At 71.7% G+C, this 24915-nt stretch carries 20 protein-coding genes; 11 read left to right on the forward strand and 9 right to left on the reverse strand.

Translation table 11 applies throughout. From position 1 onward, the window contains the following. The first annotated feature begins 185 nt into the window (after positions 1-185). Positions 186-671 carry an RNA polymerase sigma factor gene (locus DAI20_RS04535; RefSeq protein WP_108249320.1) on the forward strand — a complete coding sequence of 162 codons (486 nt, stop codon included), beginning with the start codon at positions 186-188 and terminating at the stop codon, positions 669-671. Next, the gene (locus tag DAI20_RS04540) at positions 668-1357 is read left to right on the forward strand and encodes a methylated-DNA--[protein]-cysteine S-methyltransferase (protein WP_108249321.1); all 690 of its coding nucleotides are present in this window, start codon (positions 668-670) and stop codon (positions 1355-1357) included. Before DAI20_RS04535 ends, DAI20_RS04540 begins: the two co-directional genes overlap by 4 nt. Positions 1358-1396: 39 nt before the next feature. Here DAI20_RS04540 and DAI20_RS04545 read toward each other — a convergent pair whose 3' ends face one another. After that, on the reverse strand, positions 1397-1858 hold the full coding sequence (locus DAI20_RS04545) for a MarR family winged helix-turn-helix transcriptional regulator (RefSeq protein ID WP_108249322.1): 462 nt from the start codon (positions 1856-1858) through the stop codon (positions 1397-1399). 62 nt (positions 1859-1920) lie between these two features. Here DAI20_RS04545 and DAI20_RS04550 point away from each other — a divergent pair, with 62 nt between their 5' ends. Further along, positions 1921-2289, forward strand: coding sequence for a VOC family protein (locus DAI20_RS04550; protein ID WP_108249323.1), 369 nt, complete (start codon positions 1921-1923; stop codon positions 2287-2289). Positions 2290-2314: 25 nt separating this feature from the next. Here DAI20_RS04550 and DAI20_RS04555 read toward each other — a convergent pair whose 3' ends face one another. From DAI20_RS04555 to DAI20_RS04565, 3 genes are read right to left on the reverse strand one after another with little or no spacing between them, the layout of a single operon-like run. Further along, a complete protein-coding gene (locus DAI20_RS04555) occupies positions 2315-3685 on the reverse strand; it encodes an FAD-binding oxidoreductase (protein ID WP_108249324.1) in 1371 nt (456 codons plus the stop codon). Between the two features lie 34 nt (positions 3686-3719). Further along, complete coding sequence (locus DAI20_RS04560) at positions 3720-4244, reverse strand: SRPBCC domain-containing protein (RefSeq protein ID WP_108249325.1); 525 nt, start codon at positions 4242-4244, stop codon at positions 3720-3722. Between the two features lie 12 nt (positions 4245-4256). Further along, on the reverse strand, positions 4257-4505 hold the full coding sequence (locus DAI20_RS04565) for a hypothetical protein (RefSeq protein WP_159084909.1): 249 nt from the start codon (positions 4503-4505) through the stop codon (positions 4257-4259). Positions 4506-4589: 84 nt separating this feature from the next. Between DAI20_RS04565 and DAI20_RS04570 the strand changes: the two genes are divergently transcribed. The 6 genes from DAI20_RS04570 to DAI20_RS04595 all read left to right on the forward strand — a co-directional run bounded on the left by DAI20_RS04570 (position 4590) and on the right by DAI20_RS04595 (position 9938). After that, positions 4590-6050 (forward strand): phytoene desaturase family protein, encoded by a 1461-nt coding sequence (locus DAI20_RS04570; RefSeq protein ID WP_108249327.1) that lies wholly within the window; start codon positions 4590-4592, stop codon positions 6048-6050. 124 nt (positions 6051-6174) lie between these two features. Beyond that, the gene (locus DAI20_RS04575) at positions 6175-7056 is read left to right on the forward strand and encodes a manganese catalase (RefSeq protein ID WP_108249328.1); all 882 of its coding nucleotides are present in this window, start codon (positions 6175-6177) and stop codon (positions 7054-7056) included. Between the two features lie 162 nt (positions 7057-7218). Then, entirely contained in the window at positions 7219-8037 is an 819-nt protein-coding gene (locus DAI20_RS04580; RefSeq protein WP_108249329.1) for a sulfite exporter TauE/SafE family protein, read from the forward strand. Positions 8038-8066: 29 nt separating this feature from the next. Further along, positions 8067-8888: a MerR family transcriptional regulator gene (locus tag DAI20_RS04585; RefSeq protein WP_159084910.1), complete on the forward strand. Its 822-nt coding sequence runs from the start codon at positions 8067-8069 to the stop codon at positions 8886-8888. Between the two features lie 81 nt (positions 8889-8969). After that, positions 8970-9353, forward strand: coding sequence for a nuclear transport factor 2 family protein (locus DAI20_RS04590; RefSeq protein ID WP_108249331.1), 384 nt, complete (start codon positions 8970-8972; stop codon positions 9351-9353). A 138-nt stretch (positions 9354-9491) separates the two neighbouring features. After that, positions 9492-9938: an SRPBCC family protein gene (locus DAI20_RS04595; protein WP_108249332.1), complete on the forward strand. Its 447-nt coding sequence runs from the start codon at positions 9492-9494 to the stop codon at positions 9936-9938. A gap of 46 nt (positions 9939-9984) precedes the next feature. Here DAI20_RS04595 and DAI20_RS04600 read toward each other — a convergent pair whose 3' ends face one another. The 4 genes from DAI20_RS04600 to DAI20_RS04615 form a co-directional block, all read right to left on the reverse strand. Continuing rightward, positions 9985-10770: an NAD-dependent epimerase/dehydratase family protein gene (locus tag DAI20_RS04600; RefSeq protein WP_108249333.1), complete on the reverse strand. Its 786-nt coding sequence runs from the start codon at positions 10768-10770 to the stop codon at positions 9985-9987. A gap of 126 nt (positions 10771-10896) precedes the next feature. Continuing rightward, positions 10897-11817: a carbohydrate-binding protein gene (locus DAI20_RS04605; protein ID WP_108249334.1), complete on the reverse strand. Its 921-nt coding sequence runs from the start codon at positions 11815-11817 to the stop codon at positions 10897-10899. 71 nt (positions 11818-11888) lie between these two features. Continuing rightward, positions 11889-12986, reverse strand: a complete 1098-nt coding sequence (locus tag DAI20_RS04610; RefSeq protein ID WP_108249335.1) for a hypothetical protein — start codon at positions 12984-12986, stop codon at positions 11889-11891. Positions 12987-13220: 234 nt separating this feature from the next. Continuing rightward, the gene (locus tag DAI20_RS04615; RefSeq protein WP_108249749.1) at positions 13221-14111 is read right to left on the reverse strand and encodes a LysR family transcriptional regulator; all 891 of its coding nucleotides are present in this window, start codon (positions 14109-14111) and stop codon (positions 13221-13223) included. A gap of 120 nt (positions 14112-14231) precedes the next feature. On the opposite strand from DAI20_RS04615, the gene DAI20_RS04620 reads away from it, so the two are divergent. Then, a complete protein-coding gene (locus DAI20_RS04620) occupies positions 14232-17870 on the forward strand; it encodes a proline dehydrogenase family protein (RefSeq protein WP_108249336.1) in 3639 nt (1212 codons plus the stop codon). 228 nt (positions 17871-18098) lie between these two features. After that, positions 18099-19553, forward strand: coding sequence for an HNH endonuclease signature motif containing protein (locus DAI20_RS04625; RefSeq protein WP_159084911.1), 1455 nt, complete (start codon positions 18099-18101; stop codon positions 19551-19553). 541 nt (positions 19554-20094) lie between these two features. On the opposite strand, the gene DAI20_RS04630 is transcribed toward DAI20_RS04625, so the two are convergent. Next, positions 20095-24831 carry an ExeM/NucH family extracellular endonuclease gene (locus tag DAI20_RS04630; RefSeq protein WP_240605867.1) on the reverse strand — a complete coding sequence of 1579 codons (4737 nt, stop codon included), beginning with the start codon at positions 24829-24831 and terminating at the stop codon, positions 20095-20097. Positions 24832-24915: the final 84 nt, after the last annotated feature.

The raw sequence follows: 24915 nt of genomic DNA on the forward strand, positions 1-24915 counted from the left end.
GGCGCGGCGGCGATGGGTGCTGATGCGTGCGCGATGGCGCGGATGCCGGTGTCAGCCGCGATGGGGGCGGCCGAGGGGCTGAGCGCACAAGTCTACGGCTGGGTCCGGCGGGCGACCGGGCTGCGAGAATCGTGCGCGGCGGGACCTCACGTTCCGCCCCTCCCGGTCGTCTACAGAGTGTGAGCATGAAACCCTTCGAGCGCGTGGTCGCCGAGCACGGCGCAGCGGTGCTCCGCGTGTGCCGCGCGGTCGTGGGGCCCGTCGACGCCGACGACGCCTGGTCCGAGACGTTCCTCGCCGCCCTGCGTGCCTACCCGGCGCTCCCGGCCGACGCCAACGTCGAGGCCTGGCTCGTCACGATCGCGCACCGGAAGGCTCTCGACCTGCTTCGGGCGCGGGCGCGCCGCCCGGAGTCGGTGGCGGACGTTCCGGAGATCCCGAGCGTGCACCAGGAACCCGAGGATGCGGCGGCCGAGCTCCGGCGGGCGGTCGCCGGCCTGCCGACGAAGCAGCGGCAGGCCGTCGCGTACCACTACCTGATCGGCCTGCCGCACGCGGAGGTCGCCGAGATCCTCGGCGGCACGACGGACGCGGCGCGACGGGCGGCCGCCGACGGGATCAGCAGCCTGCGACGATCGCTCGCGGCCGAACGGGAGGAAGCACGACCATGACGGACAGCAGCGGAAGCATCGGAAGCGGCGGGACGGCACGCGCCGGCGTCGCCGGCGCCCAGGAGGATGTCGTGGACGAGCGCGCCGGAGCCGAACTGCTCGCCCCGCTGGCGGACCAGGAGCAGGGCGCGGACCTCGCCCGGCTGCACGGGCGGCTGGAGCGGGAGGCGGCCGAGGGCGGGCTGCTCGACATCGCGTACCGGGTCGTGGACTCGCCCATCGGGCCCCTGCTGCTCGCCGCGACCGACCAGGGTCTGCTCCGGGTGGCCTTCGGGGTCGAGGGGCATGACGCGGTGCTGGCGACGCTCGCCGCCCGGGTGAGCCCCCGGATCCTCCGCTCGCCCGCGCGGACGGAGGCCGTGGCCCGTCAGCTCGAGGAGTACTTCGCCGGCCGCCGCCGGTCCTTCGACGTGCCGCTCGACCGCAGACTGTCCCGTGGGTTCCGTCGCAGCGTGCAGGAGCACCTGACCGAGATCGCCTACGGCAGGACGGAGAGCTACGCGGAGGTCGCCGCCGCCACCGGGAACCCGCGCGCGGTCCGCGCCGTCGGCAGCGCCTGCTCGACGAACCCGCTCCCCGTTGTCGTGCCCTGCCACCGGGTGCTCCGCTCCAACGGTTCCCTCGGCGGATACGTCGGCGGCCTCGAGGCGAAGCACGCGCTGCTCGCGCTGGAGTCCGCCGCCTGAGCGAATCCCGGTGCCGAGCGTGCACACAGGCGGTGAGGGCTACCCCTGCTGCTCGCTGCCCTCGGTCGTGCGCAGGGACTGGACAATGCTCCGCAGCATCCCGGACGCGGCGGCCTGCTCCTCCCGGGTCATGCCGCTCAGCATCCTGACCTCCACGGACCGGACCGCGGCGGTCGCTTTCTCGAGGCTATGCCGACCGCGGGGCGTGAGCTGCGTGGGGAGCACCTTTCCGACGCGAGCCTCCACCGGTCGCGTCACGTACCCATCCCGTTCCAGGGCCTGCAGCAGCACGTTCATCGACTGCCGCGTCACGAACGCTCCTCGCGCGAGCTCCGAGTTGGACAGGCCGGGGCGCTGCGAGAGCAGTTCGAGGCAGGAGTAATGCGTCACGGTCATGCCGAGGGGACGCAGCACGGCCTCCATGGCGGCGCGGAGTGCGCTCGACGCCTCCTTCAGGAGGTAACCCACCGACGTCTCGAGGTCGATCCCGTCTTGACTCATGTCAGAAGTCTGACATACGGTTATTTATGTCAGACAGCTGACACGATAGGAAGAAGCTCCCCATGCCCGTGACCGGCCCCGACTTTCTCTCTCTCCAGACCCGCGATCTCGCCGCGTCGCAGGCGTTCTACGAGCACTACCTCGGCCTCGTTCGTTCGCCGGCGGGTCCACCCCACGCGGTCGTCTTCACCACCACCCCGATCGCATTCGCCCTCCGGGACGTCGTTCCCGGCACCGACCTCGCCTCCGTCGCCCGGCCCGGAATCGGTGCGGCGATCTGGCTCCACGCCACCGACGTGCAGGCCATCCACGACGCTCTGGTGACGGACGGGCACACGATCACCTCGGCCCCGATCGACGGCCCCTTCGGGCGCACGTTCACCTTCGCCGATCCCGACGGCTATCACGTCACTCTGCACGACCGCGCCTGAGGCGCAGCCGACGGGCGGGGGCGGGTCAGGCCGGGCCGTAGCTGAAGACCCTGCCCGGGTCGTACGCGGTCCTTGTGACGGCCAGTCGCTCGAAGGCGTCCGCGGGCCAGGCGCTCGCGAACTCCTGGGCACTCGTGATGTGTCCGGCGAAGTTCACGTTCGTGGTCGTCGCTCGCCACGGCGCGATGCGGGCGACGACCGCGTCGGCGGCGCGGGGGAGGACCTCCGCGAACAGCTCCGGCACGGGGATGCCGATGAGCACGAGGGTGAAAGCGGCTTCCCGGCCGCCGACCGAGTCCAGGCCGGCGGGGCGCCTCGCCGTCGCGCCGCCGAGATGGCGCACCTCCGCCGCGATGAACGGCGCCTCGGTCTCCGGACCGAGCACCTCGAGCAGCGCCGTCACGAACTCCTGGTCGAGCCCGGTGAGCATGAGCCCGCGGTCCCAGCCGGGGCCGGGGGTGTCGGGGTCCGAGTGCACGAGGCCCACGTCTGCCGCGGGCATCTCGCGCACGAGGTCGAGGAACACCGGCGCCGCGTCGCGCATCGGGGCGAGCAGCAGCTCGCCGTCCTCGGGTGAGCCGACGAAGGCGTAGCGCAGGTGCAGCACCGTGCGGCCGCGAAGCGGCGGGGGCGCCTCCTCGATGTCGGGGATCCGCAGCAGCGCCACGGAGGAGTTGACGGTGTCCGGCACCGTCCGCACCCACTCCGCCCAGGCCCGCAGCGCGGGCTCGATGGCGTCGGCGTCGTAGAACAGGCCGCCGCCGTAGAAGCTCGCGAGCTCGACCAGCCGCAGCCGCATCTCCACGACGATGCCGAGGCCGCCCTTCCCGCCACGCAGTGCGGCGAAGAGGTCGGGATGCTCGTCCGCCGACGCGCGGACGAGACCGCCGTCGGCCGTGACCACGGTGAACTCGGTCGCGTAGTCGGCCGTGAAGCCGAAGGTGCGGGCGAGCGGTCCGAGGCCGCCACCGAGCGTGTAGCCGACCGCCCCGACGCTCGGGGAGGACCCGGTGATGGGCGCCAGCCCGTGCTCCGCGGCGGCGAGGATGACCGACCCCCAGCGCGCGCCGGCGCCGATGCGCGCCTCCCGCGCCACCGGGTCGACCACGACGCTGTCCAGGCGGCGGGTGGACACGAGCACCCCGTGCGTGATCGGTTCGAAGGCGCCGTGGCCCGTCGCCTGCACGCGCACGGGAAGGCCCTGCGCGGTCGCGTACCCGACGGCGAGGGCGACGTCGCCGGCATTCTCCGCGGCGACGACGACGTCGGGATCGTGCACCACGGCGGTGTTGAAGCAGGCGACCTCATCGGCGAGGCCGTCGTCACCCCTCGCCCAGACGGAGCCCGATACGGCGGATGCCAGGGAGAGCAGGGATTGCGCGGTCGGCACGCTCATGACCGGAAGGATAGGGCCTCGGGGTGCCGCAGCGTCAGAGGGTGGCGGCCAATTTCTCGTAGTAGGCGGCCTGCGCCGGGTAGTAGTCGTCGAAGCTCACCGAGTCAGGATCCACCTTCGAGGTCTCGACCGCGACGAGCCGATCCAGGTAGTACTCCCAGCCGGGGCCGTAGCTCGGCAGGTCGTCGCCCGGCTGGAGGTGGTGCACGAGGCCGAGCGTCGTCGTGCCGTCGCTCTCTGCGAGCCGCAGCGACACGCGCCAGGAGGAGTCGGCCACCCGGAACGCCACGGTGAGGATCGACGGCTCGTCGCAGCGCTCGATGCGCACCTCCTCGGGCTCCGCGCCGTCCTCGGCGGTCATGGTGAACGTCACCCGTCCCGTCCGCGGCTGCCCCTGCCAGGTGCCGATCCACCGCTCCAGCCGATCGGGCCGGGTGACCGCCGCCCAGATCTCGGTCGCGGGCGCGCGGAACGACCGCTCGAACACGACGTCGCCGCCCGTGCCGCCGTCCGCCCGTGGCTCGAGCCGCCCGGTGGGGGTGGGAGTACCGCCGCTCATCGTGGGCTCAGGTCAGGGCAGGCCGCCCTGGCCCTCCGTCGGCACCGGCTTGGAGGGGACGTACGACTCGTCGTTGTCGTCGCTCGGGTCCACGACCGCGTCCGCAACGGTGTCCGGGTCGTCGCTGCCGTCGCCGCCCATGCGGGGTTCGGTCGCGTGCGCAGCCCGGTGCGCCTCCGCCGCCGTGAAGCCGAGGTCGGTCTCGACCTTGTCGTCGTCGTGCTGCTCCATGCGCTTCCCTCCGTCATTGCTGGCGGGCATCCGTGAGGCTGCCGCTTCTTCACGGTAGTCGGGCCCCGGAGTGCCTGCCAGGGGGTTATATGGAGGAGGAGATGGGGAGGGCGCATGGCGGGCAGCTCTGAACTGGACGTCGTCGTCGTGGGATCGGGGCCGAACGGCATGGCCGCCGCAGTCACGATGGCGCGAGCGGGACTGTCGGTGCGCGTGTACGAGCGGTCCGCCACGATCGGCGGTGGGTCGCGCACCCTCGAGCTCACGCTGCCCGGGTACCTGCACGACGTGTGCTCGGCCGTCCATCCCATGGCGTACGCCTCCGGGTTCTTCCGCCGCTTCAAGCTCGCCGATCGGATCCCGTTCGCGCTCCCCGACATCTCGTACGCCCACCCGCTCGACGGCGGGCGCGCCGGGATCGCCTACCTCGACATCGACCGCACCGCGGCCTCCCTGGGAGCGGACGGCGACGCGTGGCGCAACCTGATGGGTCCGCTCTCCCGCAACGCAGACAAGGTCGCCCACTTCACCGGCTCGAGCATGCTCCAGCCCCCGCCGCACCTGCTGACGTTCGCCCGATTCGGCCTGCGCGCGCTCGAGCAGGGGTCGCCGGCGTGGAACGTCCGGTGGTCGGAGGACGCCGCGCCCGCCATGCTCACCGGCGTCGCGGCGCACGCGATCCGCCCCATGCCGAGCGTCTCGACCGCGGCCGCGGCGCTCATGCTGGGGGCGTACGCACACGGGCGCGGCTGGCCCATCCCCATCGGCGGCAGCCAGGCCATCATCGGCGCGATGGAGGAGGACCTCCTCGCGCACGGTGGCCAGATCGAGACGAACGCCGAGGTCACCTCGCTCGCCGAGCTTCCGCCGGCACGCGCCGTGATCCTCGACGTCACCCCCCGCGCCCTGCTGCGCCTGGCCGGCGACGCCGTCCCCTCCCGTTACGCGCGAGCCATGCGGCAGTTCCGCTACGGGAACGGTGCCGCGAAGGTGGACTTCGCGCTGTCCGGCCCCGTTCCGTGGACTAACCCGGAGGTCCGCCGGGCGGGCACCGTGCACGTCGGTGGGACCAGGGCCGAGATCGCCGCGGCGGAGGCCGAGCTCACCCGGGGCAGGCACAGCGACCGGCCGTACGTGCTGGTGTCGCAGCCGTCGGCCTTCGACCCGGGCCGGGCGCCCGACGGCCACCACGTGCTCTGGACCTACACCCACGTCCCGCACCACTCGACTGTCGACCAGACCGAGACGATCATCCGCCAGATCGAGCGCTTCGCGCCCGGCTTCCGCGACCTGATCCTCGCGTCCTCGAGTCGCACCGCGCTGCAGGAGGAGCAGGACAACGCGAACTACATCGGCGGCGACATCGCCTCGGGCACCGCGAGCCTGCTGCAGCTGGTCAGGCGGCCGGTGCTGAGCCCCGACCCCTGGCGGACGCCGATGAAAGGCGTCTACCTCTGCTCGGCCTCCACGCCGCCGGGCCCCGGCGTGCACGGTTCGGCGGGCTGGCACGCTGCCGCGAGCGCGCTCCGGCACGAATTCGGGCGGAAGGGTACCCCCGACCTGAATCCTGTGTGAACAGGGAGAATTCCTCGGCAGCGGAACAGGGTGCGGCGTAGCTTCGGCCACAACGCGTCCCACGCAGACCCCCCGGACCAAGCGGGGGCCGACAGTGCGGTGGACCCTTCCCCGGAGGTAGTGAGTGTTTTTTCACAAGCAGGAACTCCAGTTCAAGGCAGTACCCGACAAGCCCGACGCGATCTACGCGCGCAAGCTGCAGGAGGTGCTCGGCGGTCAGTACGGTGAGATCACCATCGCCATGCAGTACGGCTTCCAGGCATGGAATAGCCACATCCCCGGCAAGTACCGCGACCTCCTCTACGGCATCGCCGCCGAGGAGATGGGCCACGTCGAGATGCTCGCGATCATGATCGCGCAGCTGCTCGAGAAGGCGCCCGTCGGCATCACGAGCGACGGCCTGCAGAACGACCCCGCCGTCGCCGCGGTGGTCGGCGGCATGGACGTGCAGCACGCCATCGTTGCCGGAGCGGGAGCTCGCGCGGTGGACAGCAACGGGAACCCCTGGCAGGGCAGCTACATCACGGCGAGCGGCAACATGCTGGCCGACTTCACCGCGAACGCCAACGGTGAGATGCAGGGCCGGCTCCAGGCCGCCCGGCTGTACCACATGACCGACGACAAGGGGGTCCGGGACCTCCTCTCGTTCCTCATCGCACGCGACACCATGCACCAGAACCAGTGGATCGCGGCCGCCCGCGAGCTGCAGGAGGAGAAGCTCGAGGAGCTGCCGGTGCCGAGCAACTTCCCGCAGCACAAGGAGAACACGAAGGTGGACTACGAGTACCTGAACTTCTCCGACGGCAAGCTGGCCGCCGAGGGTTCGTGGGCCAAGGGACCCACCCCCGACGGCAAGGGCGAGTTCAGCTATCGGGACGGGCCGGACACGACCGTCCCCATGCCGCCTCCCACGCACCCGGACCCGCGCTTCTACGGCACCACCGAGAAGCCGAACCTCCTGGAGAAGGCGAGCGGAACGATCAAGGACACCTTCAACAAGGGCTGATCCGCGACTCCCGCACACCGAAGCGCCCCGGCACCCGCCGGGGCGCTTCCGCGTCCGGGCGGCGGATCCGGCCGGGCAGAGGGGTGCCGGTGTTCCCCCCTTCCCCTTCCCGGAGCGGTGCGCGCTTTGGTGCGTCGGCCCACTGCCGGGACAATGGGCTGAATGGACCTCCTCCCCTTCTTCGGCGACATCGCCCCGGGGGTCGTGATCCTCGTGATCGTCGCCGCGTTCGCGGCGGGATGGATCGACGCCGTCGTCGGCGGCGGGGGCCTGCTGCAGCTGCCCGCCCTGCTTCTGGTGCCGGGCATCACCCCCGTCGAGGCCCTCGCGACGAACAAGACCGCGTCCATCTTCGGCACCACGACCAGCGCCCTGACCTGGTACCGGCGGGTCAAGCCCGACCTGCGGACCGCCCTCCCCATGGCGGGGATCGCGTTCGTCGGCAGTTACGGCGGCGCGAACCTCGCCGCCCTGCTGCCGTCCTCCGTGTTCAAGCCCGTGATCGTGGTCGCCCTCGTGGTCGTGGCGGTCGTCACCGTCGCCCGGCCGGCCCTGGGCAGCGTGGTGTCCCTGCGGCACGAGGGCAGTCGGCGGCACCACGTCATCGCGGGCGCACTCGGCGTCGCGATCGGCTTCTACGACGGCCTGATCGGCCCGGGCACCGGCACGTTCCTCATCATGACGCTCATCACGGCGCTCGGATACGACTTCCTCCAGGCGAGCGCGAAGGCCAAGATCGTCAACGTCGCGACGAATGCCGGAGCACTGCTGTTCTTCGTGCCGCAGGGTCACGTGCTCTGGGTGCTCGGCCTCGCCATGGGCGCGGCGAACACCCTCGGTGGCTGGCTCGGATCGCGCACCGCCGTCGCCCGGGGCAACCGGTTCATCCGCATCGCGTTCCTCGTCGTGGTCGCCGCGCTCATCATCAAAGTGGGGCACGACGTGTGGGTCGAGAACCTCGAGCCGCTGTTCGCATCTTGAGCGGCGGGGTCGCGCTGGATAATCGGCGTGTGACTGCGCTCATGACCATCGGCGACTTCTCGCGCGCGGTGCGCCTGAGCGCCAAGGCGCTGCGTTTCTACCACCGGAACGGCCTGCTCGCCCCGCGGTCGGTGGACGCGCACACCGGCTACCGCCTGTACGCGCCGGAGCAGATCGCCGACGCGCAGATCATCCGCACGCTGCGGCGCCTCGACGTGCCCATTGACGCGATCCGGGCCGTCCTGAACGCGCCGAGCATCGACGGCCGGGCTGCGCTCCTCGCCGAGCATCTCGAGCGGATGGAGCGGAAGCTCGACGAGACGCGGGCGGCGGTGCAGAGCCTGCGCGGCATGCTCGAGGAGCCGGACGCGCCGATCGAGATCGTCCACCGGAGCGTCCCCGAGACGCGGGTGGCCGCGATCCGTGACACCATCGCCCTGCCGGAGCTGGGCGCCTGGTTCAGAGGCTCCATCCTCGAACTGCGCCGCATCGCGGAGTCGGCGGCTCCCGGGGAGATCGGCCCGTTCGGAGGTGTCTGGTACGCCGAGCTGTTCGAGGAGGAGCACGGCGAGGCCATGGTGTACCTGACGGTGTCGGAGGCCTTTCCGGCCAGGCGGGTGGCCGGGCGAGCGCACGTGCTCGACCTTCCCGCCGTCGAACTGGCCGTGGCGACGCACTCGGGTCCCGACGAGACCGTGCCCCGCGTGTACGCGGCGCTCGGTGAGTACGTCGCCCGCCACGAGCTCAGCGTGGAGGGCCCCGTGCGCGAGACCTACCTCGAGGGGTTCCCGGCGATAGACGAGCGCAGTGTGACCGAGATCGGCTGGCCCATCTTCCGGATCTCGCGCTGACTCCCTTCTCTCGGGATGTGCCTAACCCTTTTCTCCCATCGCGCTTGACCTTCCCCCGAGGGGAAGCCGCACGCTCGGGCTATGACGAACTTCAGAGACACAACGACAGAAAGCCCGCTCGGCCTCTACCGCCCCGACGCACTGCCCCCGGCCGTCAGGCGCTACCTCGAGGCCCAGAAGGACACCGCGGGCCGTGAGGCGGTCGCGGACGCGTTCGCTCCCGGCGCCCGCGTCGTCGACGAGAACACCGAGTACGTGGGCGGCGACGCCATCCGGCGATGGCTCACGAAGGCGGCGAGCGAGTTCACCTACACCACGACGTTCACCGGTCAGGCCGAGACCGCGGCGGATCGCCAGGTGGTTGTCGCCCGGTTGGAGGGGGACTTCCCGGGCGGCCTCGTCGACCTGCACTTCCGCTTCCGCGTCGAGGACGACCTGATCGCCGAGCTCATCATCGAGCCCTGACCACTGCCCGAGAGGCCGGCTCCGCCCGCGTGCGGGCGGGGGCCGGCCTCGCCGGGAACCGGTACGGGCGCGGCGTCCCTCCCCTCGAGAAGGACGCGTCGGCTAGGAAAGGCCCGCGGGGACGGGAAGGATGGTCCTATGGCTGTGAACTTCCGACACCTCGACTGTGCACCGGAGGACGTCTTCCGTGTCCTCGCCGATGGCTGGCTGTACCCGTCCTGGGTGGTCGGGGCGTCACGCATCCGCTCGGTCGAGCAGTCCTGGCCGGGCGAGGGAGCGCGCATCCACCACTCCTTCGGCGTCTGGCCGGCCGTGATCGATGACACCACGAGCATCGTCGAGTGGGACCCGCCCCGGCGCGCCGTGCTGAAGGCCCGTGGCTGGCCGGTGATGGGCGAGGCGAGGGTGGTGCTGGAGGTCGAGCCACGGAACGGCGGTTGCCTCGTGCGCATCGAGGAGGACGCGATCGTCGGGCCGGCCACGCTCGTGCCCCGCCCTATCCGCACCGCGGGCATCCGCTACCGCAACACGGAGACCCTGCAGCGCCTGGCCTACATCGCCGAGGGGAAGGCGCGCGGGGCTTAGGCGCTCGCGGTCGCTCGTGCGCCGACCGCCGCTCGCGGCTGACCGCTCAGCGCGGGAGCAGCGTCGGCGGGGTTGCGCCGCCCACGTAGTCGCTGTCGTCCGGGGTGACCTCCGCGGCGTACCGCTCGGCGTCGTCCTCGGGGAAGAAGCCGATGCGCTCGCCCGCGTCGAGGGACCACCAGCGGCGCGTGTTGCGGGAGATGCCCCAGACCGTCTCGCAGCCCGTCCAGGCGCCTTCGATGGCCGCGAGGGTGAGCCGCACCAGATCCGGGTAGGACAGCCAGGTCGCCAGCATGCGGGCCGACGTGGGGCGGGGAAAGCACGACCCGATGCGGAGATTGGCGCAGGTCAGCCCGTACTCGTCGCTGTAGAAGGAGCCGAGCGCCTCCATCGCGGCCTTGCTGACCCCGTAGAAGCTGTCCGGCCGCGGTGCGAGGTCCGCCGGCAGTGGGTGTTCGCGACGCCGCAGATAGCCGACGGCGTGATTGCTGCTGGCGAGGGCGACGCGCGGCACCGCGGCAAGGCGGGCCGCCTCCAGCACCATGCGCGTTCCGTCGATGTTCGTGGCGAGGTAGTCCGCCCAGGGTGATCCCGGCCCTGAGATGCCGCCGAGGTGCACAATGGCGTCGGCGCCCTCCGCGGCCCGCGCCATGGTGTCCAGGTCCGTGACGGAACCGACGACGGTGTCACCCCCGAGGTCGTCCGGGGTGCGCACCAGTCGCCGCACATCCCAGCCGTGCGCGGGCAGCTCGGCGGTGAGGACGGACCCAAGCGCGCCCGCCGCCCCGGTGACGAGAACGAGGGGACGCCGCGGGTCGGTCTCGTTTCCCATCGCGATCCGCCCTCCGCTCGATGCGTCGCGCGGTCCTGTGCGCCGCTGGCATCGATTCTGCTCGCCCTGACCCGCGGTGGCCCCCGCCGTGGTTCCTCCGCTGCCGGGCGACGACGGGGACCTCGGTCAGGAGAGGCCGCACGCCTCCGCGACGGACGCGTAGAGCGCCGACCGGGTGGCCTCGTCGACGGGGACGGGCACGATGCCGGTGACTCCGTCGGGGCCGGTGACGTGCAGCGGCAGGATCGTGCCGCGCTTGTCCTCGGCGATGGCGTGCGCGTCGCAGCGATTCGGCACGAAGGTCAGCGGGATCGTGGTCGTCCCTGCGTCCGCGTCGACAACGGCGCCGATGGTGAGCTCGTCGCGGCGGTCGCCGGTGTCCGGGTCGGCCGGGGCGAGCAGCGTCGTGCCCGTCACGGAGTCGATGGCTACGGAACCCTTGGCACCCGTGGGAGAGACGACCAGATCGAGCACGGCGGCGGGTGAGCCGCCGGCGTCGACGAGCCGCACGGGTCCGGGCACGGTGATCGTCGTGACGGCGGCCACGGCCTCGGCGAGGCAGTCCTCGGCCCGGAGCGCGGGAAGCCGGTCGAAGGGGTCGTCCGGTGCGACGGTGGCCTCGTGCTCCGGGGGGTCGGCGTCGCTCGCGGCGTCCGGGGCAAGGAAGCGCAGGGTCACCGTCGGCGGCCCGTCCGCCGAGCAGTCGGGGGACGCCAGGGCAACGGGCAGGTCCACCGTCGTCCCCGGCCTCACCGTCGTGCTGTCCTTCGGCCACACCACCGGCTCGGTGAACTGCGGCGCCGAGAGGCGCAGGCCCGTGACGACGAACGGATCCGGGCCGTCGTTCGTGACCGAGACCTTCAGGCGCCGCTGGGCGACGTCGCTACGGCTCTGCTGGACGGCGACGGTGATCCCGCCGGGGAGCGATTCGACGGATTCGGGAGGGCTCTCCGTTCGACTCGGCGAGTCCGTGACCGGAGCGGTGCAGCCGGTGAGCAGCACGGCCGCGACGAGCGTGACCGCGGCCGCTCGCTGTGTGCGTCGCATCCGTTCGCGTCGCATCTGTTTGTCCCGTCCCGTCCGTCCTGTCCCGGCGCTTCCGGCGCTCGCCGTGGGGGCTACCGTCGGCCGAGGCCGAACAGGCGGGCGAACCAGGAGCGCTTCTTAACGGGCTCGGCGTCCGCGGTCTCCAGGTCGACGCCCGGGGGCCGGAACGGTCGGGGCGACGGGAGCGCACCCGGATCCAGCGCGGGGGCGCGCATCACGGCGGGCGTGGGCGCCGGCTCGGTGGAGTCCGCGCGGAGGGGTGCTGCCTCAGAGGCGCGTGCAGGTGCGGGAACGGGAGCCGGTGCGGGCGCGGCTTCTGTCGGACGGTTGCGCTCGGAGATCGCGAACATCACCATGGCGGTCTCGCCCGCGTCGTCGCTCGCCGGCTCGACCTCGAGCCCGAGGGCGGCCTGCGCCTGACGCCGGATTCCGGGAACGCCCGCGCGGGCGAGATCGGCGACCAGGTCGGGGCCGCGCCCGCTCGGGCTGGCGAGGACCGCCCGTAGGATCTCGTCGTTCATGGGGCTCGCCGCGGACGTGACGCGCGCGAGGAGGACCTGCTCGAGGGCGTGCACCACGCGGCCGTCGGTGGACCGGGCGAGCAGGGCCATGCCGTTCCGCAGCACCTTCACCGCGTTCTCGCGGGAGCGGACCGGTCGCACGACAAGGCTGAAGCCGCTGCTGTCGCCGAGGGACTCGAGCACGGCCGCGGCGATGCGACCGTCCTCCGGCCGGGCCGCGATGGCGGCCGTCAGCAGGTCGGCGGTCACGGCGGCGTCGTCGAGGAGGGTCGCGGCGGGGCCACCCGGGCGCGCCGTGTCGTCGACGGCGGCGAGGAGCTCGGACAGGGTGGGTGCGGTCGGGTCGGCGGCGGCGTCGTGCAGGGCTCGGCGCAGGGGGGAGTCGTCCGCGCAGGCGTCCGCCGCGAGCACCGCGGCCCGGAACGCCAGCCGCTGAGGGGATCCGGCGTCGTGGGCGAGCGAGATCACTGCGGCGCGGGCCGCGGCACCACCGCGCCGAACGCGCGACTGCAGCTGGGCGGGATCCACCGCATCCGCGGTCAGCAGCTCGGCGAACTCGGCGGCGAGGTCGGTCTGCTGGGGTCGCGCGGTCTGCTCCGGCTGCGCGGTCTGCTCCGGCTGCGCGGTCTGCTCCGGCTGATCCGTCACGGTGTGTCTCCTGCCCAGGCAGGAGGATCCTGCCCAGCTTAAAGCTGCGCACGCTGCCTCTGCCTGGGCAGGGGCGCTACGTCGGTGGTCGCCTCCCAGGGTATTGCGAGCGGCAGGGCACCCGGGCGGGGCTCGCGGGCGGGTGCACGCGAGAGGGGCGGGTCACCTCAGGCGGCGGCACGCGTGAGAGGCGGGTCACCCTCAGGCGGCGGCACGCGAGAGGAGCGGGTCACCTCAGGCGACGGCGCGGGCGAGCACGTCGCGGGCGGCGAGGACGGCGGGCCGGGCCCGGCTGCCCGCGCGCACCGCGGTGAAGATGGTGCGGGAGGGGCGGCCGGTCAGGCGGATCGTGCGCACGGTGGGCTCCCGGCCCGCCCAGACCAGATCGGGCAGCAGCGCGACCGCGTTCCCCGACTCGATGAGGCGGATGTGCGCCTGCAGGTCCGCGGTCTCGAAGCGCACATCCGGCTCGAATCCGGTGACCCGGCACAGCTGCTCCGCCCAGTGCCGGGATGCGGTGCCCTTCGGCTCCATGACCCAGGGGACGCGGCCGGCATCCGCCATGGAGTCGATGGCGCCGAACCGGCTCGGTCGAGGCGGCACGGCGAGACGGATCTCGTCGGTGGACAGGTCGACGCGGTCGAGGTCGCGCAGCCGGGGCGCCGCGTGCCCCGGGTACTGCTCGGCGATGACGAGGTCGAAGTCGCGGGCCTCCACCTCGGACAGCGCGGACTCGGGCTCGCGCTGGGTCACCTCGACGCGGAGATCCGGGAACTCGTCGGCGAACAGGGTGAGCGCCTGCGGCACGATGCCGAGCGCCGCCGACTGGAACACCGCCATCCGGATGGTGCCCGTCACGGATTCGAGGGACGAGGTGACGTCGGCCTCGGCCTGCTCCAGCCGCTCGAGCAGCGCCGTCGTGTGCTCGACGAGGATCTCGGCCTGCGGCGTCAGCTGCACGCGCCGGCCGCTCTTCCGCAGGAGCGGGACGCCCGCCTCCCGCTCGAGGACGGCGAGCTGCTGCGACACGGAGGACGGGCTGTAGGCGAGCGCCTCGGCGACTCCGGCGATGGTGCCGCGGATGGCGAGCTCGCGCAGCAGACGCAGTCGGCGCAGGTCGAGCATCCGTCGCTCCATTCATCGGCTGAGCCGCCGCTTATCCTTCGATAACGATCGCTTTTGCTTATGCGTCCAGCGTCGCACACTGTGAGGAGTACACGCACAGAGAGGGCATAGTCTCCCATCATGCTGAACCCCACCGTCCCAGGAACCCGGCGCCCAGGAGCACTCGCGGATGAGGCGGTCGCCCTCGTGCGCCGCTGGCTGACGGAGAGCGCCGAGTACCCCGTCGATGCGTCCGCGGCGCAGCTCGCCGGGCTGCTGAAGGACCCCAACGGGCTCGACTTCACCATCGGCTTCGTGGACCGGGTGGTGCGCCCCGAGGACCTGTTCGTCGCCGGCACCAGCCTCGCGACCGTCGCACGCAAGGTGCCGAAGTTCCTGCCCTGGTACATGCGCGGCGCCGTGACCCTCGGCGGCCTCGTCGGCCCGGTCGTGCCGGGGGTCGTCGTGCCCGTGGCCCGCCGCGTGCTCCGCGAGATGGTGGGGCACCTCATCGTCGACGCCACGCCGGACAAGCTCGGGCCGGCCATCGAGAAGCTGCGCGAGAACGGCGCTCGCCTCAACCTGAACCTCCTCGGCGAGGCGGTTCTCGGCGAGGCAGAGGCAGGGCGCCGGCTCGAGGGCACCCGGGCGCTCCTCGAGCGCGACGACGTGGACTACGTGTCCATCAAGGTCTCCTCCGTGGTCAGCCAGCTCTCGATGTGGGCGTTCGACGAGGCCGTCGACAAGATCGTCGAGCGCCTCACGCCGCTGTACGAGCTCGCGGCGGCGTCGCCGACCCCGAAGTTCATCAACCTGGACATGGAGGAGTACAAGGACCTCCACCTCACGCTCGCCGTGTTCCGCCGCATCCTCGACCAGCCGCAGCTGCTCGGCCTCGAGGCGGGCATCGTGCTGCAGGCCTACCTTCCGGATGCGCTGCAGGCGCTCGCCGAGCTCACCGACTGGGCCAAGGCCCGGCGGGCTCGTGGCGGCGCGTCCATCAAGGTGCGGGTGGTCAAGGGCGCGAACCTCGCCATGGAGAACGTGGACGCCACCATCCACGGCTGGCCCCTCGCCACCTACTCGAGCAAGCAGGCGACGGACACCAACTACAAGCGCGTGCTCGACTACGCGCTGACTGCGGAGCGCACGGATGCTGTGCGCATCGGCGTTGCCGGTCACAACCTGTTCGACATCGCCTTCGCCTGGCTGCTCGCGGGCGAGCGCGGCGTGCGGGACCGCATCGAGTTCGAGATGCTGCTCGGCATGGCGACCGGGCAGGCCGAGGCCGTGCGCAAGGACGTGGGCGGCCTCCTGCTGTACACGCCCGTCGTGCACCCGCGTGAGTTCGACGTCGCGATCTCGTACCTGGTGCGCCGGCTCGAGGAGAACGCGAGCCAGGAGAACTTCATGTCCGCGGTGTTCGAGCTGTCGAGCAACGAGGCCCTGTTCGAGCGCGAGCGGCAGCGCTTCCTCGACTCCCTCGCGGACCTCGACGAGGTCGTTCCCGGCCCGAACCGCACCCAGGACCGCACCGTCGTGCCCGCGCTCCCGCCGCTCAGTGGCGAGGGCGAGGGCGAGGGGACGGACGCTGACGCCGGCGCGTCCGCGGACGCGGCGACGGAGCCGGAGGCCGTGCCGACAGCGCAGCAGATCGACCCGTCTCTCACGGGCGTCGTACTCGGCTTCACCCGCGGCTCGATGCCCGACTTCAGCTCGCTCACCCCGCCGGCCGCGGACGAGTCGGACTCCTTCTCGAACGCGCCGGACACCGACCCCGCGCTGCCCGTGAACCGGGAGTGGGGCCGCGCCATCCTGCGCCGCGTCGCGGGATCCACCGAGGGGGCGGACCTCGTCGAGGCGCACACGGTCACGGATGAGGTCGTGCTCGAGGGCATCCTCGGCTCCGTCGCCGAGGCCGGTTCCGCCTGGGGTGCCCGCACCGGCGACGAGCGCGCCGAGGTGCTGCACCGGGCCGCCGTCGCGCTCGAGGGCAACCGCGGACGGCTGCTCGAGGTCATGGCAAGCGAGACGGGCAAGACCCTCGCCGAGGGCGACCCCGAGATCAGCGAGGCCATCGACTTCGCGAACTACTACGCGGAGCGCGCCCGCGACCTCGACCGGGTGCAGGGCGCCCGCTTCGTGCCGTCGGCGCTGACCGTGGTCACCCCGCCCTGGAACTTCCCGGTGGCCATCCCCGCCGGCTCCGTGCTCGCCGCGCTCGCCGCGGGCAGTGGCGTCATCCTGAAGCCCGCCGAGCAGGCCAAGCGCTGCGGCTCCGTGCTCGCCGACATCCTCTGGGAGGCCGGCGTGCCCCGCGAGGTGCTCTCGCTCGTGCACGTGAGTGAGGGGGAGCTGGGTAAGCAGCTCGTCTCCCACCCGCGGGTCGATCGGGTGATCCTCACGGGGGCCTTCGAGACCGCCGAGCTGTTCCGCTCCTGGCGGCCCGAGCTGCCCCTGCTCGCGGAGACCAGCGGCAAGAACGCGATCATCGTCACGCCCAACGCCGACCTCGACCTCGCCGTGGCGGACGTCGTGAAGTCCGCATTCGGGCACGCGGGCCAGAAGTGCTCGGCCGCGAGCCTCGTGATCCTCGTCGGGTCCGTGGCCCGGTCCACGCGCTTCCGCAATCAGCTCGTCGACTCGGTGCGATCCCTCCGCGTCGGCTACCCCGAGGACCCCACGACGCAGATGGGCCCGCTCGTGGAGCCGGCGTCGGGCAAGCTCAAGCACGCGCTGACCCAGCTGGGCGGCGGGGAGAGCTGGCTCGTCGAGCCGCGGCAGCTGGACGACACCGGCCGGCTCTGGTCGCCGGGGGTCAAGACCGGCGTGCGCCCCGGCTCGTACTTCCACCTCACCGAGTTCTTCGGGCCCGTGCTCGGCATCATGCACGCGCGGACGCTCGCCGAGGCCATCCGTCTGCAGAACGCGGTGCCCTACGGCCTGACGGCCGGGCTGCACTCGCTCGACTCGCACGAGCTTGCGATGTGGCTCGAGCGGGTGGAGGCGGGCAACCTCTACGTGAACCGCGGCATCACCGGGGCGATCGTGGAGCGCCAGCCGTTCGGCGGCTGGAAGCGCTCGTCCGTCGGCGCCGGCACCAAGGCCGGCGGCCCGAACTACCTGATGGGTCTCGGATCCTGGGTGACGGATCCCGGACGCAACAGCACGACCCTGCACCTGCGGGGGCTCGCGACGCGCGTGACGGAGCTCATCGAGTCCGCCCAGTCTGCCATCGGGTACGCGGACTTCGACCTCGTGCGGCGGTCGGCGCTGAGCGACGCCATCGCGTGGCAGGAGGAGTTCGGCGCCGTGCGCGACGTGCAGCAGCTCGGCGTGGAGCGGAACCTGTTCCGCTACGTGAGCCTGCCCGTCACGGTACGCCTCGGCGAGGACGGCCGGCTCGCGGACCTGCTCCGCGTGCTCGCGGCGGCGACGGCTGCGCGATCGAAGTTCACGGTCAGCACGGCCCTCCCGCTCCCGGCCGCAACGATGGAGATCCTCGACGTGCGGGACGTGCCCGTGGTCGTGGAGTCCGACGAGGAGTGGCTGCGGCGCGTGTCCGCCGGCGGACTGAAGACGGACCGCGTGCGGCTCGTGGGCGGGGACGCGCAGGCGCTGGCCGAGGCTCTCGGCGGCACCCCGTCTGTCGCGGTTTACGCGGGCGAGGTCACCGCAGCCGGTCGCGTGGAGATGCTGCCGTTCCTGCACGAGCAGGCGATCAGCATCACGGCGCACCGCTTCGGCAACCCGGACACCCTTTCCGACGCCGTCATCTGACGCGTCTCGGGAGGGGCCCGGGGGCCGCGGCGCGTCCGGAGTGGAGCGACGGGACTATCACGGTCCCTGAGCTTGTCGAAGGGCTGCAGGTTCGAGCGAAGGGCGGTCCACGGTCCCTGAGCTTGTCGAAGGGACACTGGCCGTTCCGCCGATCGGGCTCGTGAAAAGTTCTACACGGGGCCAAAAGTTCTTCATCGAAGAAATCTTCGATACGCTAGAATGTGTGCTATGGGAACCCCGGCAACGACGCTCCTCCGCACAGCGGACACCGTCGCGCGCCTGGGCGACTCGCCCGCCGTATTCGTGACGCTTCCGAAGCAGGACCTCCTCGACGCGCTGCACGCTATCTCCGACCTCAGACAGTCCTGCGACACCTTCTCCGCCTGGATCGCGGGTGAGTTGAACCGGCGCTCCAGCACCGACCTCGGCTCCGCAGGCCTGGCGCAGCAGGAGGGCTATCGGACGCCACAGGCGATGGTCGAAGCGATCACCGGAACGACGAAGGGTGGGGCGGTGTCGATCGTGGAGGTGGGCAAGATGCTCGCCGAGACCGACGCCGTGGAGACCTTGCAGCGCGAGCACCCCGAACTCCCCGCACCGCAGATTCCCTGGCACGCGCCGATCGCGCATGCAGTCACGGACGGGAAGGTGTCGATCGCACAGGCGGACGCCATCCGGGCGGGGCTGGGACTACCGACGGAGACCGTTCCGCCCGAGGCGCTGTCCGAGGCCGCCGTCGAGTTAGTCGAAGACGCGGCCACACTCACGGCAGCCCAACTGCACCGCCGAGCACGCCAACTGCGAGACAACCTCGACGACACCGAAGTCGCCGACCGGGAGAAGGCGCAGCTGGAGCAGCAGCACCTCAAGGCGTGGAAGCGGAGCGACGGCATGGTGGAGGGGAAGTTCCTCTACGCACCCGAGCCAGGCGCATTCCTCCTGTCCGTCCTCGATGAGCTGACGAACCCCCGCCGAGGTGGGCCGCGCTTCGTCAAGGAAGAGGACCGGGCGCGCATCGACGCGATCCTCAACGACCCTCGGCCGACGGAACGCCTCGCCGCCGACGGGTTCCTGGAGCTGCTGCGCATCGGCGCGGACGCCGACCCAGGACAGGTTTTCGGATCGCGCCGCCCGGCCGTACGGGTGATCGTCACAAAGGAGTCGTTGGACTCAGATGAGGGACACGGCTCGATCCAGGACACCGGCGAGGCGGTGAGCATCGCCACCATCCGCCGCGAGATCTGCTCAACCGGAACCGTAGCGGTGGTGCTCGATGACGACGGCCAGTGCGTGAACGTCGGTCGCGAGCAGCGCCTCTTCACCTCCCGCCAGCGCATCGGACTCGCCGTGCGGGACGGCGGCTGCATGTGGCCCGGCTGCGGCCGGCCACCGTCCTGGTGCGAAGCCCACCACATCAATCAGTGGAAGCGGGATCACGGCAAGACGGACATCGCCGACGGCGTGCTCCTGTGCAAACACCACCACCTGCTCCTCCACAACAACGGCTGGGACATCACCAGAACTGGCGGCTACTACGCGCTGATACCGCCGAGGTCGATCAGCCCCAATCGCGAGGCGCGGCACCTGGCGACGAAGAGCCGAGCGGTCCAAGACTGGAACGCCCGCCGAAACCGCCTCCGTGACCGGTACCGCTCGCTAGAACCGACCCCGCCCAGCGGTTGACCGTGCTAGCCGCGGCGACCACTCGGCGAGTTGCTGACCATACGGTCCCTGAGCCTGTCGATGGGACGCAACCTTGCGCGACGCACCTCACGTCGCTTCGACAAGCTCAGCGACCGTGTGCGGGACAATCGCGAAATTCGGTGGCTGTACCGCCCAGATTCCGTCCTTGCCCGCGAAGCTCTCGGGAACGGTCGGCGGGGACTGACTGCACCGCCTTCGGTCCTTGAGCCCGTCGAATGGACGGAACAGGTGTCTGCGCACCTTGCGTCGCTTCGACAAGCTCAGCGACCGTGTGCGGAACGTTCGCGGTAACCGGCGGCTGTAACGCTCACATGCCGTCCCTGCTCGCGAGCTCTCGGGAACGGCCAGCGCGGACTGACTGCACCGCCCTCGGTTCCTGAGCCTGTCGAAGGGACGCGACGTCACCTTGCGTCGCTTCGACAAGCTCAGCGACCGTGGGCGGCGCGGGCGGGCGGGCAAAGAGGAGCGGCGCCCGCACCCTGTGGGTGCAAGCGCCGCTCTCATGTGTGGGCTGTGTCGCTTACGCCTCGTCGGTCAGGCGACGGCGGCCTCGGACCACCATCGCGATCGCGCCGAGCAGGAGTAGCAGGCCGCCGGCCAGGGCTGCCGGAGCGGCATCGGAGCCGGTGTAGGCGAGGCCACCACCGTTCCCGTGGCCAGACCCGCCGTTGCCACCACCGTTGCCGGACCCGCCGTTGCCGTTGCCGTTACCGGCCCCGCCGCCACCGTTACCGGCCCCGCCACCGTTGCCGTTGCCGCCACCGGGGTTGCCGGGCGTGCCCGGGTTGCCGTTGCCACCACCCGGGTTGCCGGGGGTTCCGGGGTTACCCGGAGTGCCGGGGCCCGCGGCCTCGACCGTGAGCGCGATCCGCACCTCGGTGCCCGACTCGCGGGCCGTGAGGACGAGAACGGCGTTGCCGGACACGTCACTCGGGACGGTGAAGGCCACGGTCGCGGCACCCGCAGTGACGGGGGAGACGACCGGTGCGGCCGCGCTGCCCTCGAACGCCGCCGAGATCTCGGTGTTCACCGGGCTGCCGAGCGAGGTCAGGTCGAGGTTCGACACCGAGACCGTGCCGCTCGCACCGGCGGCCAGCGTGCCGGTCGGCACGTCGGTCACCCGGACGCCGCGGCGGTCGAACGACGGGGACAGGGGGCTGTTGGCCGTGATGTAGGAGATCCAGGCATCACGGTCGACGAGCCCGGAGTCCCGGGTGTCCGTGCCGTTGGCGAACTCGCGGAAGTTGTCGCCTCCCTGTAGCAGGAAGTTGAACGATCCGATGCGGTAGCCGCGGGCGGGGTCGATGGGCTGCCCATCCACCCAGATGCCGGTGATGCGGTCACCCTCGGGGCGGGTGTCGTCCCAGGTGTACTCGACGTTGTCCGACAGGCCGAGCGCGAGGAACGGACGCGACGGCACATTGCCCGCGGCATCACGCTGCCACTGCTGCTCGAGCACCGTCTTGAACTGGGCGCCGGTCAGCGTCGTCGTCCACAGGTTGTTGACGAACGGCAGCACCGCGTTGGCCTCCGCGAAGGTGACAACGCCCTCGCCCTCCTCGCCCGAGGGGGCGAAGCCGAGGTCGGCGCGCAGGCCGCCCGGGTTCACGACGCCGATCTCGGCACCGCCGAGGTTCGGGTCGCTGAGCGACGCGACGAGCGAGTCGGCGACCAGGTTGCCCAGCGTCGACTCAGCACCGCGGTTCTCCTGCCCGGGGGCGGAGTACGCGCGGGTGATGTCGGCCGTGACCTCGCCCACCGGCTGGGAGCCGATGACCTCGGCCTCGGCCAGGGCGGCCTCGACGATCGTGCTCACCTCGGCGACCCGGGGGAACGCGGCGAGGAAGGCCGCGCGCTGCTGCTCCGCGGCAGCCACGTCCGCGGGCGCCGGGATGCGGGGCACGTTGGCCTGCGCGTACGCACCGATGTCGTCGCTGCCCGTGTCGAACGAGAGCACGATCTGGCCGATGAACTCGCCGTAGCTGCCCGTCTGGAGGATCGGGCGGGTCTGGCCGGGCTCACCGGGCACCGGGGCGTCCCACGCGTACTGCTGGTGCGTGTGGCCCGTGAAGATGGCGTCGACCTCGGCCGAGGTCTCCGTCACGATGCTCGTGAACGCGGAGTCCGCATCCGTGAGCTGCTCCTCGAGCGAGGAACCGCCCGTGATGCCGACGGCGGCGCCCTCGTGGTACTCGGCGATGATCACGTCGGCGGCGCCGGACTCGGTGAGCTCGGCGGCGACGCGGTTCACCGCCTCGACCGGGTCACCGAAGTCGAGGTCGGCGATGCCGGCGGGGGAGACGAGCGTCGGCGTCTCCTGGGTCACGGCGCCGATTACGGCGACCGTCAGCCCGTCGACCTCGAAGAGCTCGTACTCCTGCAGGGCCGGGGTCTGGGTGCCCTTCTCGTACACGTTCGCGCCGAGGTAGTTCCAGTCGGCGGAGTCGGCCACGCGCCCGGTCAGGTCCGCGAAGCCCTGGTCGAACTCGTGGTTGCCGACGGCGGAGGTGCGCAGGTCGAGCGCGTTCAGCACGTCGATCGTCGGCTCGTCCTGCTGGCTCGCCGAGGCGAAGAGGGAGGCGCCGATGTTGTCGCCCGCGGAGAGGAACAGCGTCTCGTCCTTACCGCCCGCCTGACGCAGCGTCTCCACCGTTGCGGCGAAGTTGACCGTGTTCTGGTCGATGCGCCCGTGGAAGTCGTTGATGTTCAGCAGGTTGAGGTTGATCCGCTCGCCGGTGAGGTCGAGCCCCACGAGGATCGGGTCGTGGTCGGACGAGCGGAACGCGTCGGGCTCGTACAGGTCGGTGACGTTGTAGTTGTACCGGCTGTACTCGAGCGCGACGGACTCGTAGGCGTTGATGTTCCAGACGTCCGATCCCGCGATGGTCCCGGCCGCCTCGTCGGAGACGAAGATGTGGTCGAGTGACCCGACCGCGCCGCCGAAGGCGTAGGTCTGCTTCCCCGTGCTCGCGCCGACGTTGGTGTACCCGGCCTCGCGGATCACGTCGATCGGGTCCTCCATGAGGTACGAGTTGAAGTCGCCGCTCAGGAGCACGCGCTCGATCTCGGTCTCGGTGCGGAGGTCGTCGGCGAACCCGACGAGGGCCTCGGCCTGCGCCACGCGGGTGGCGTTGAACTCGCCCTGGCCGTCGCCCTGGTCGTCGTCCGCGCCGGTTCCGCCGTCGCTCTTCGACTTGAAGTGGTTCACGATCGCGAGGAAGCGGTTCTCCTCGGTGCCGCCGACCAGCTCGAAGGCCTGGGCGAGCGGCTGGCGGGCGTCGGCGAAGGCGGGGTCGTCGAAGATGACGGACTCGCCGACCGTCTCCACGACCCGCGGGTCGTAGATGAAGGCGGTGCGGATGACGTCCTCGTTCTCCGGCACGTCGGCCGGGGAGGGCACGAACGCCCAGCGGTCCTCGCCGGCCGCGGCATTCAGGGCCGCGACGAGCGCCGAGAGCGCCTCGTCACGGTCCTGGCCGAGGGCGGCCGAGTTCTCGATCTCCTCGAGGGAGACCACGTCGGCGCCGAGCGCGTTGATGGCGGAGACGATCTTCGCCTGCTGGCGCTCGAGATCCTCGTCCTCGGCGGCACCGCGGGCGTCGCAGCCGCCGCGCACCGTGACCGGGTCACCGGCGCGGTCCGCGAAGTACTCGCAGCCCTCGAGCTCGTCGCCCGTGGTGGTGAAGTAGTTGAGCACGTTGAACGACGCCATGGTGACGTCGCCGCTGAGCGTCGCGGGCGCGAGCGGACGCGTGTCGGCGAAGGTCGCCGGCTGCACGTCGGCCGCGTTCGCGCCGGTCAGCTGAGCCGTGGGCTGGAAGGTCCAGTCGCCGAAGGCGAAGTCGAGGACGACGGGACGGGTGAACGTCACCGCCGCACCCACGCGCACCGGCGCATCCGCCGAGAGGTAGGGGAGCGGCACGTCCGCGCCCTCCGGCTCGGTGTACTCGATGTCGGCGCCGTCATCGAGGGTCACGGCGATGGCGGCGTTCGCCTCGACGAGGGCCTCGTACTCGGCGCTGCCGGGCTCGGTGACGACCGTGGGCTGCACGAGCGGTGCGGTCCCCTGCGCGAGGCCGACGGTGCCGAAGCGGTTCGTCGAGAAGTTGTCCGTCACGGTGAACGGGCTGGTGGGCAGCAGCAGCATGCCCTCGAGGGACTCGCGCTGCGCCGGGTCGACCGGGAAGGCACCCGCGACCGGAAGCGGCGCGGTGACCGTCTCCGCGACCGGGGTCAGCCCGCCCTCGGCGACGACGAGGTGCGTCCCCCCGAATGCCTCAGCGACCTCGCCGGTCACCTCGACGTAGCTGCCGACGGTGGCGGAACCGACGGTGGCGGCCGAGTCGACGAAGACGCCGTCCGATGCCGTGTGCGTCGTGAGGTCGACGGTGCCGCCGGTACCGGGGGTCTGGATGTAGTAGCCGTCGAGGCCACCGGTGGCATAGGTGGCGGTCACGACGCCGCGGGTCGTCACCGTCTGGCCGACCAGCGGGCTCTCGGTGCCGGTGCCCTGGATCTCGGCGATGGTCGCGGCAGCGGGCGCTCCGGGCTCTCCGGGCTCGGCGGGCTCGGTGGGTTCCGCCGGCTCGGCGGGCTCCGTCGGTTCCGCGGGCTCGGCGGGCTCCGTCGGTTCCGCGGGCTCGGCGGGCGCGGTGGTCTCGCCGGCCGCGTTCGTGGGGCTGGGCGTTCCGGCGGCGAAGTCCGCAGCGTTGTCGTTAGTGTCGGCGCCCTCGGTGCGGCTGAGGGATGCGGTGACCGAGTACCCGTCCGCCTCGGCGGTGGTCTCATAGGTGTTGCTCGTGCCGTAGCCGAGCAGGTCGACGACCTCGGGGACGTCCGTGATCGAGCCCTCACCCGGATCAACCGGCTCGGTGCCGTCGACGAGCAGGATCGTGCCGCCGCCGCTCGGGTTGCCTGAGGCGTTGAAGCCCGGCGCGGTGAGATCGGGTGTCGGCAGGGCCGCTCCCGCGGAGCCGTCGCCGTCGCCTGCGATGAGGAAAGTGCCGCCGGCGGGGACGGTGCCGCTGAGCGGGAAGACGCCCGTCGCGGCCTCGGTGCCGGTGGCCGAGCGGTACTGCAGAGACAGTCCCTCGAGCGGGAGGTCCGCGTCCGTCGGGTTGTAGAGCTCGACGAACCGCGCGACGTAGGCGGCCCCCTCGCTTCCCCCGTTGACGTAGGCCTCGCCCAAAACGACACCGGTCCCTTCCGGATCGGCCTGGGCGGGCAGCACGACGAGCGGCGCTCCCGCCAGTGCCACCCCCAGGACTCCGGCGAGGCAGAGCCTCGATGGGTTCGGCCGTGAACCGCGCATGTAGTTACCCCTCATGTCCGTGCTGACGTG

Source organism: Planctomonas deserti, from assembly GCF_003067705.1.
Classification (GTDB): Bacteria; Actinomycetota; Actinomycetes; order Actinomycetales; family Microbacteriaceae; genus Planctomonas; species Planctomonas deserti.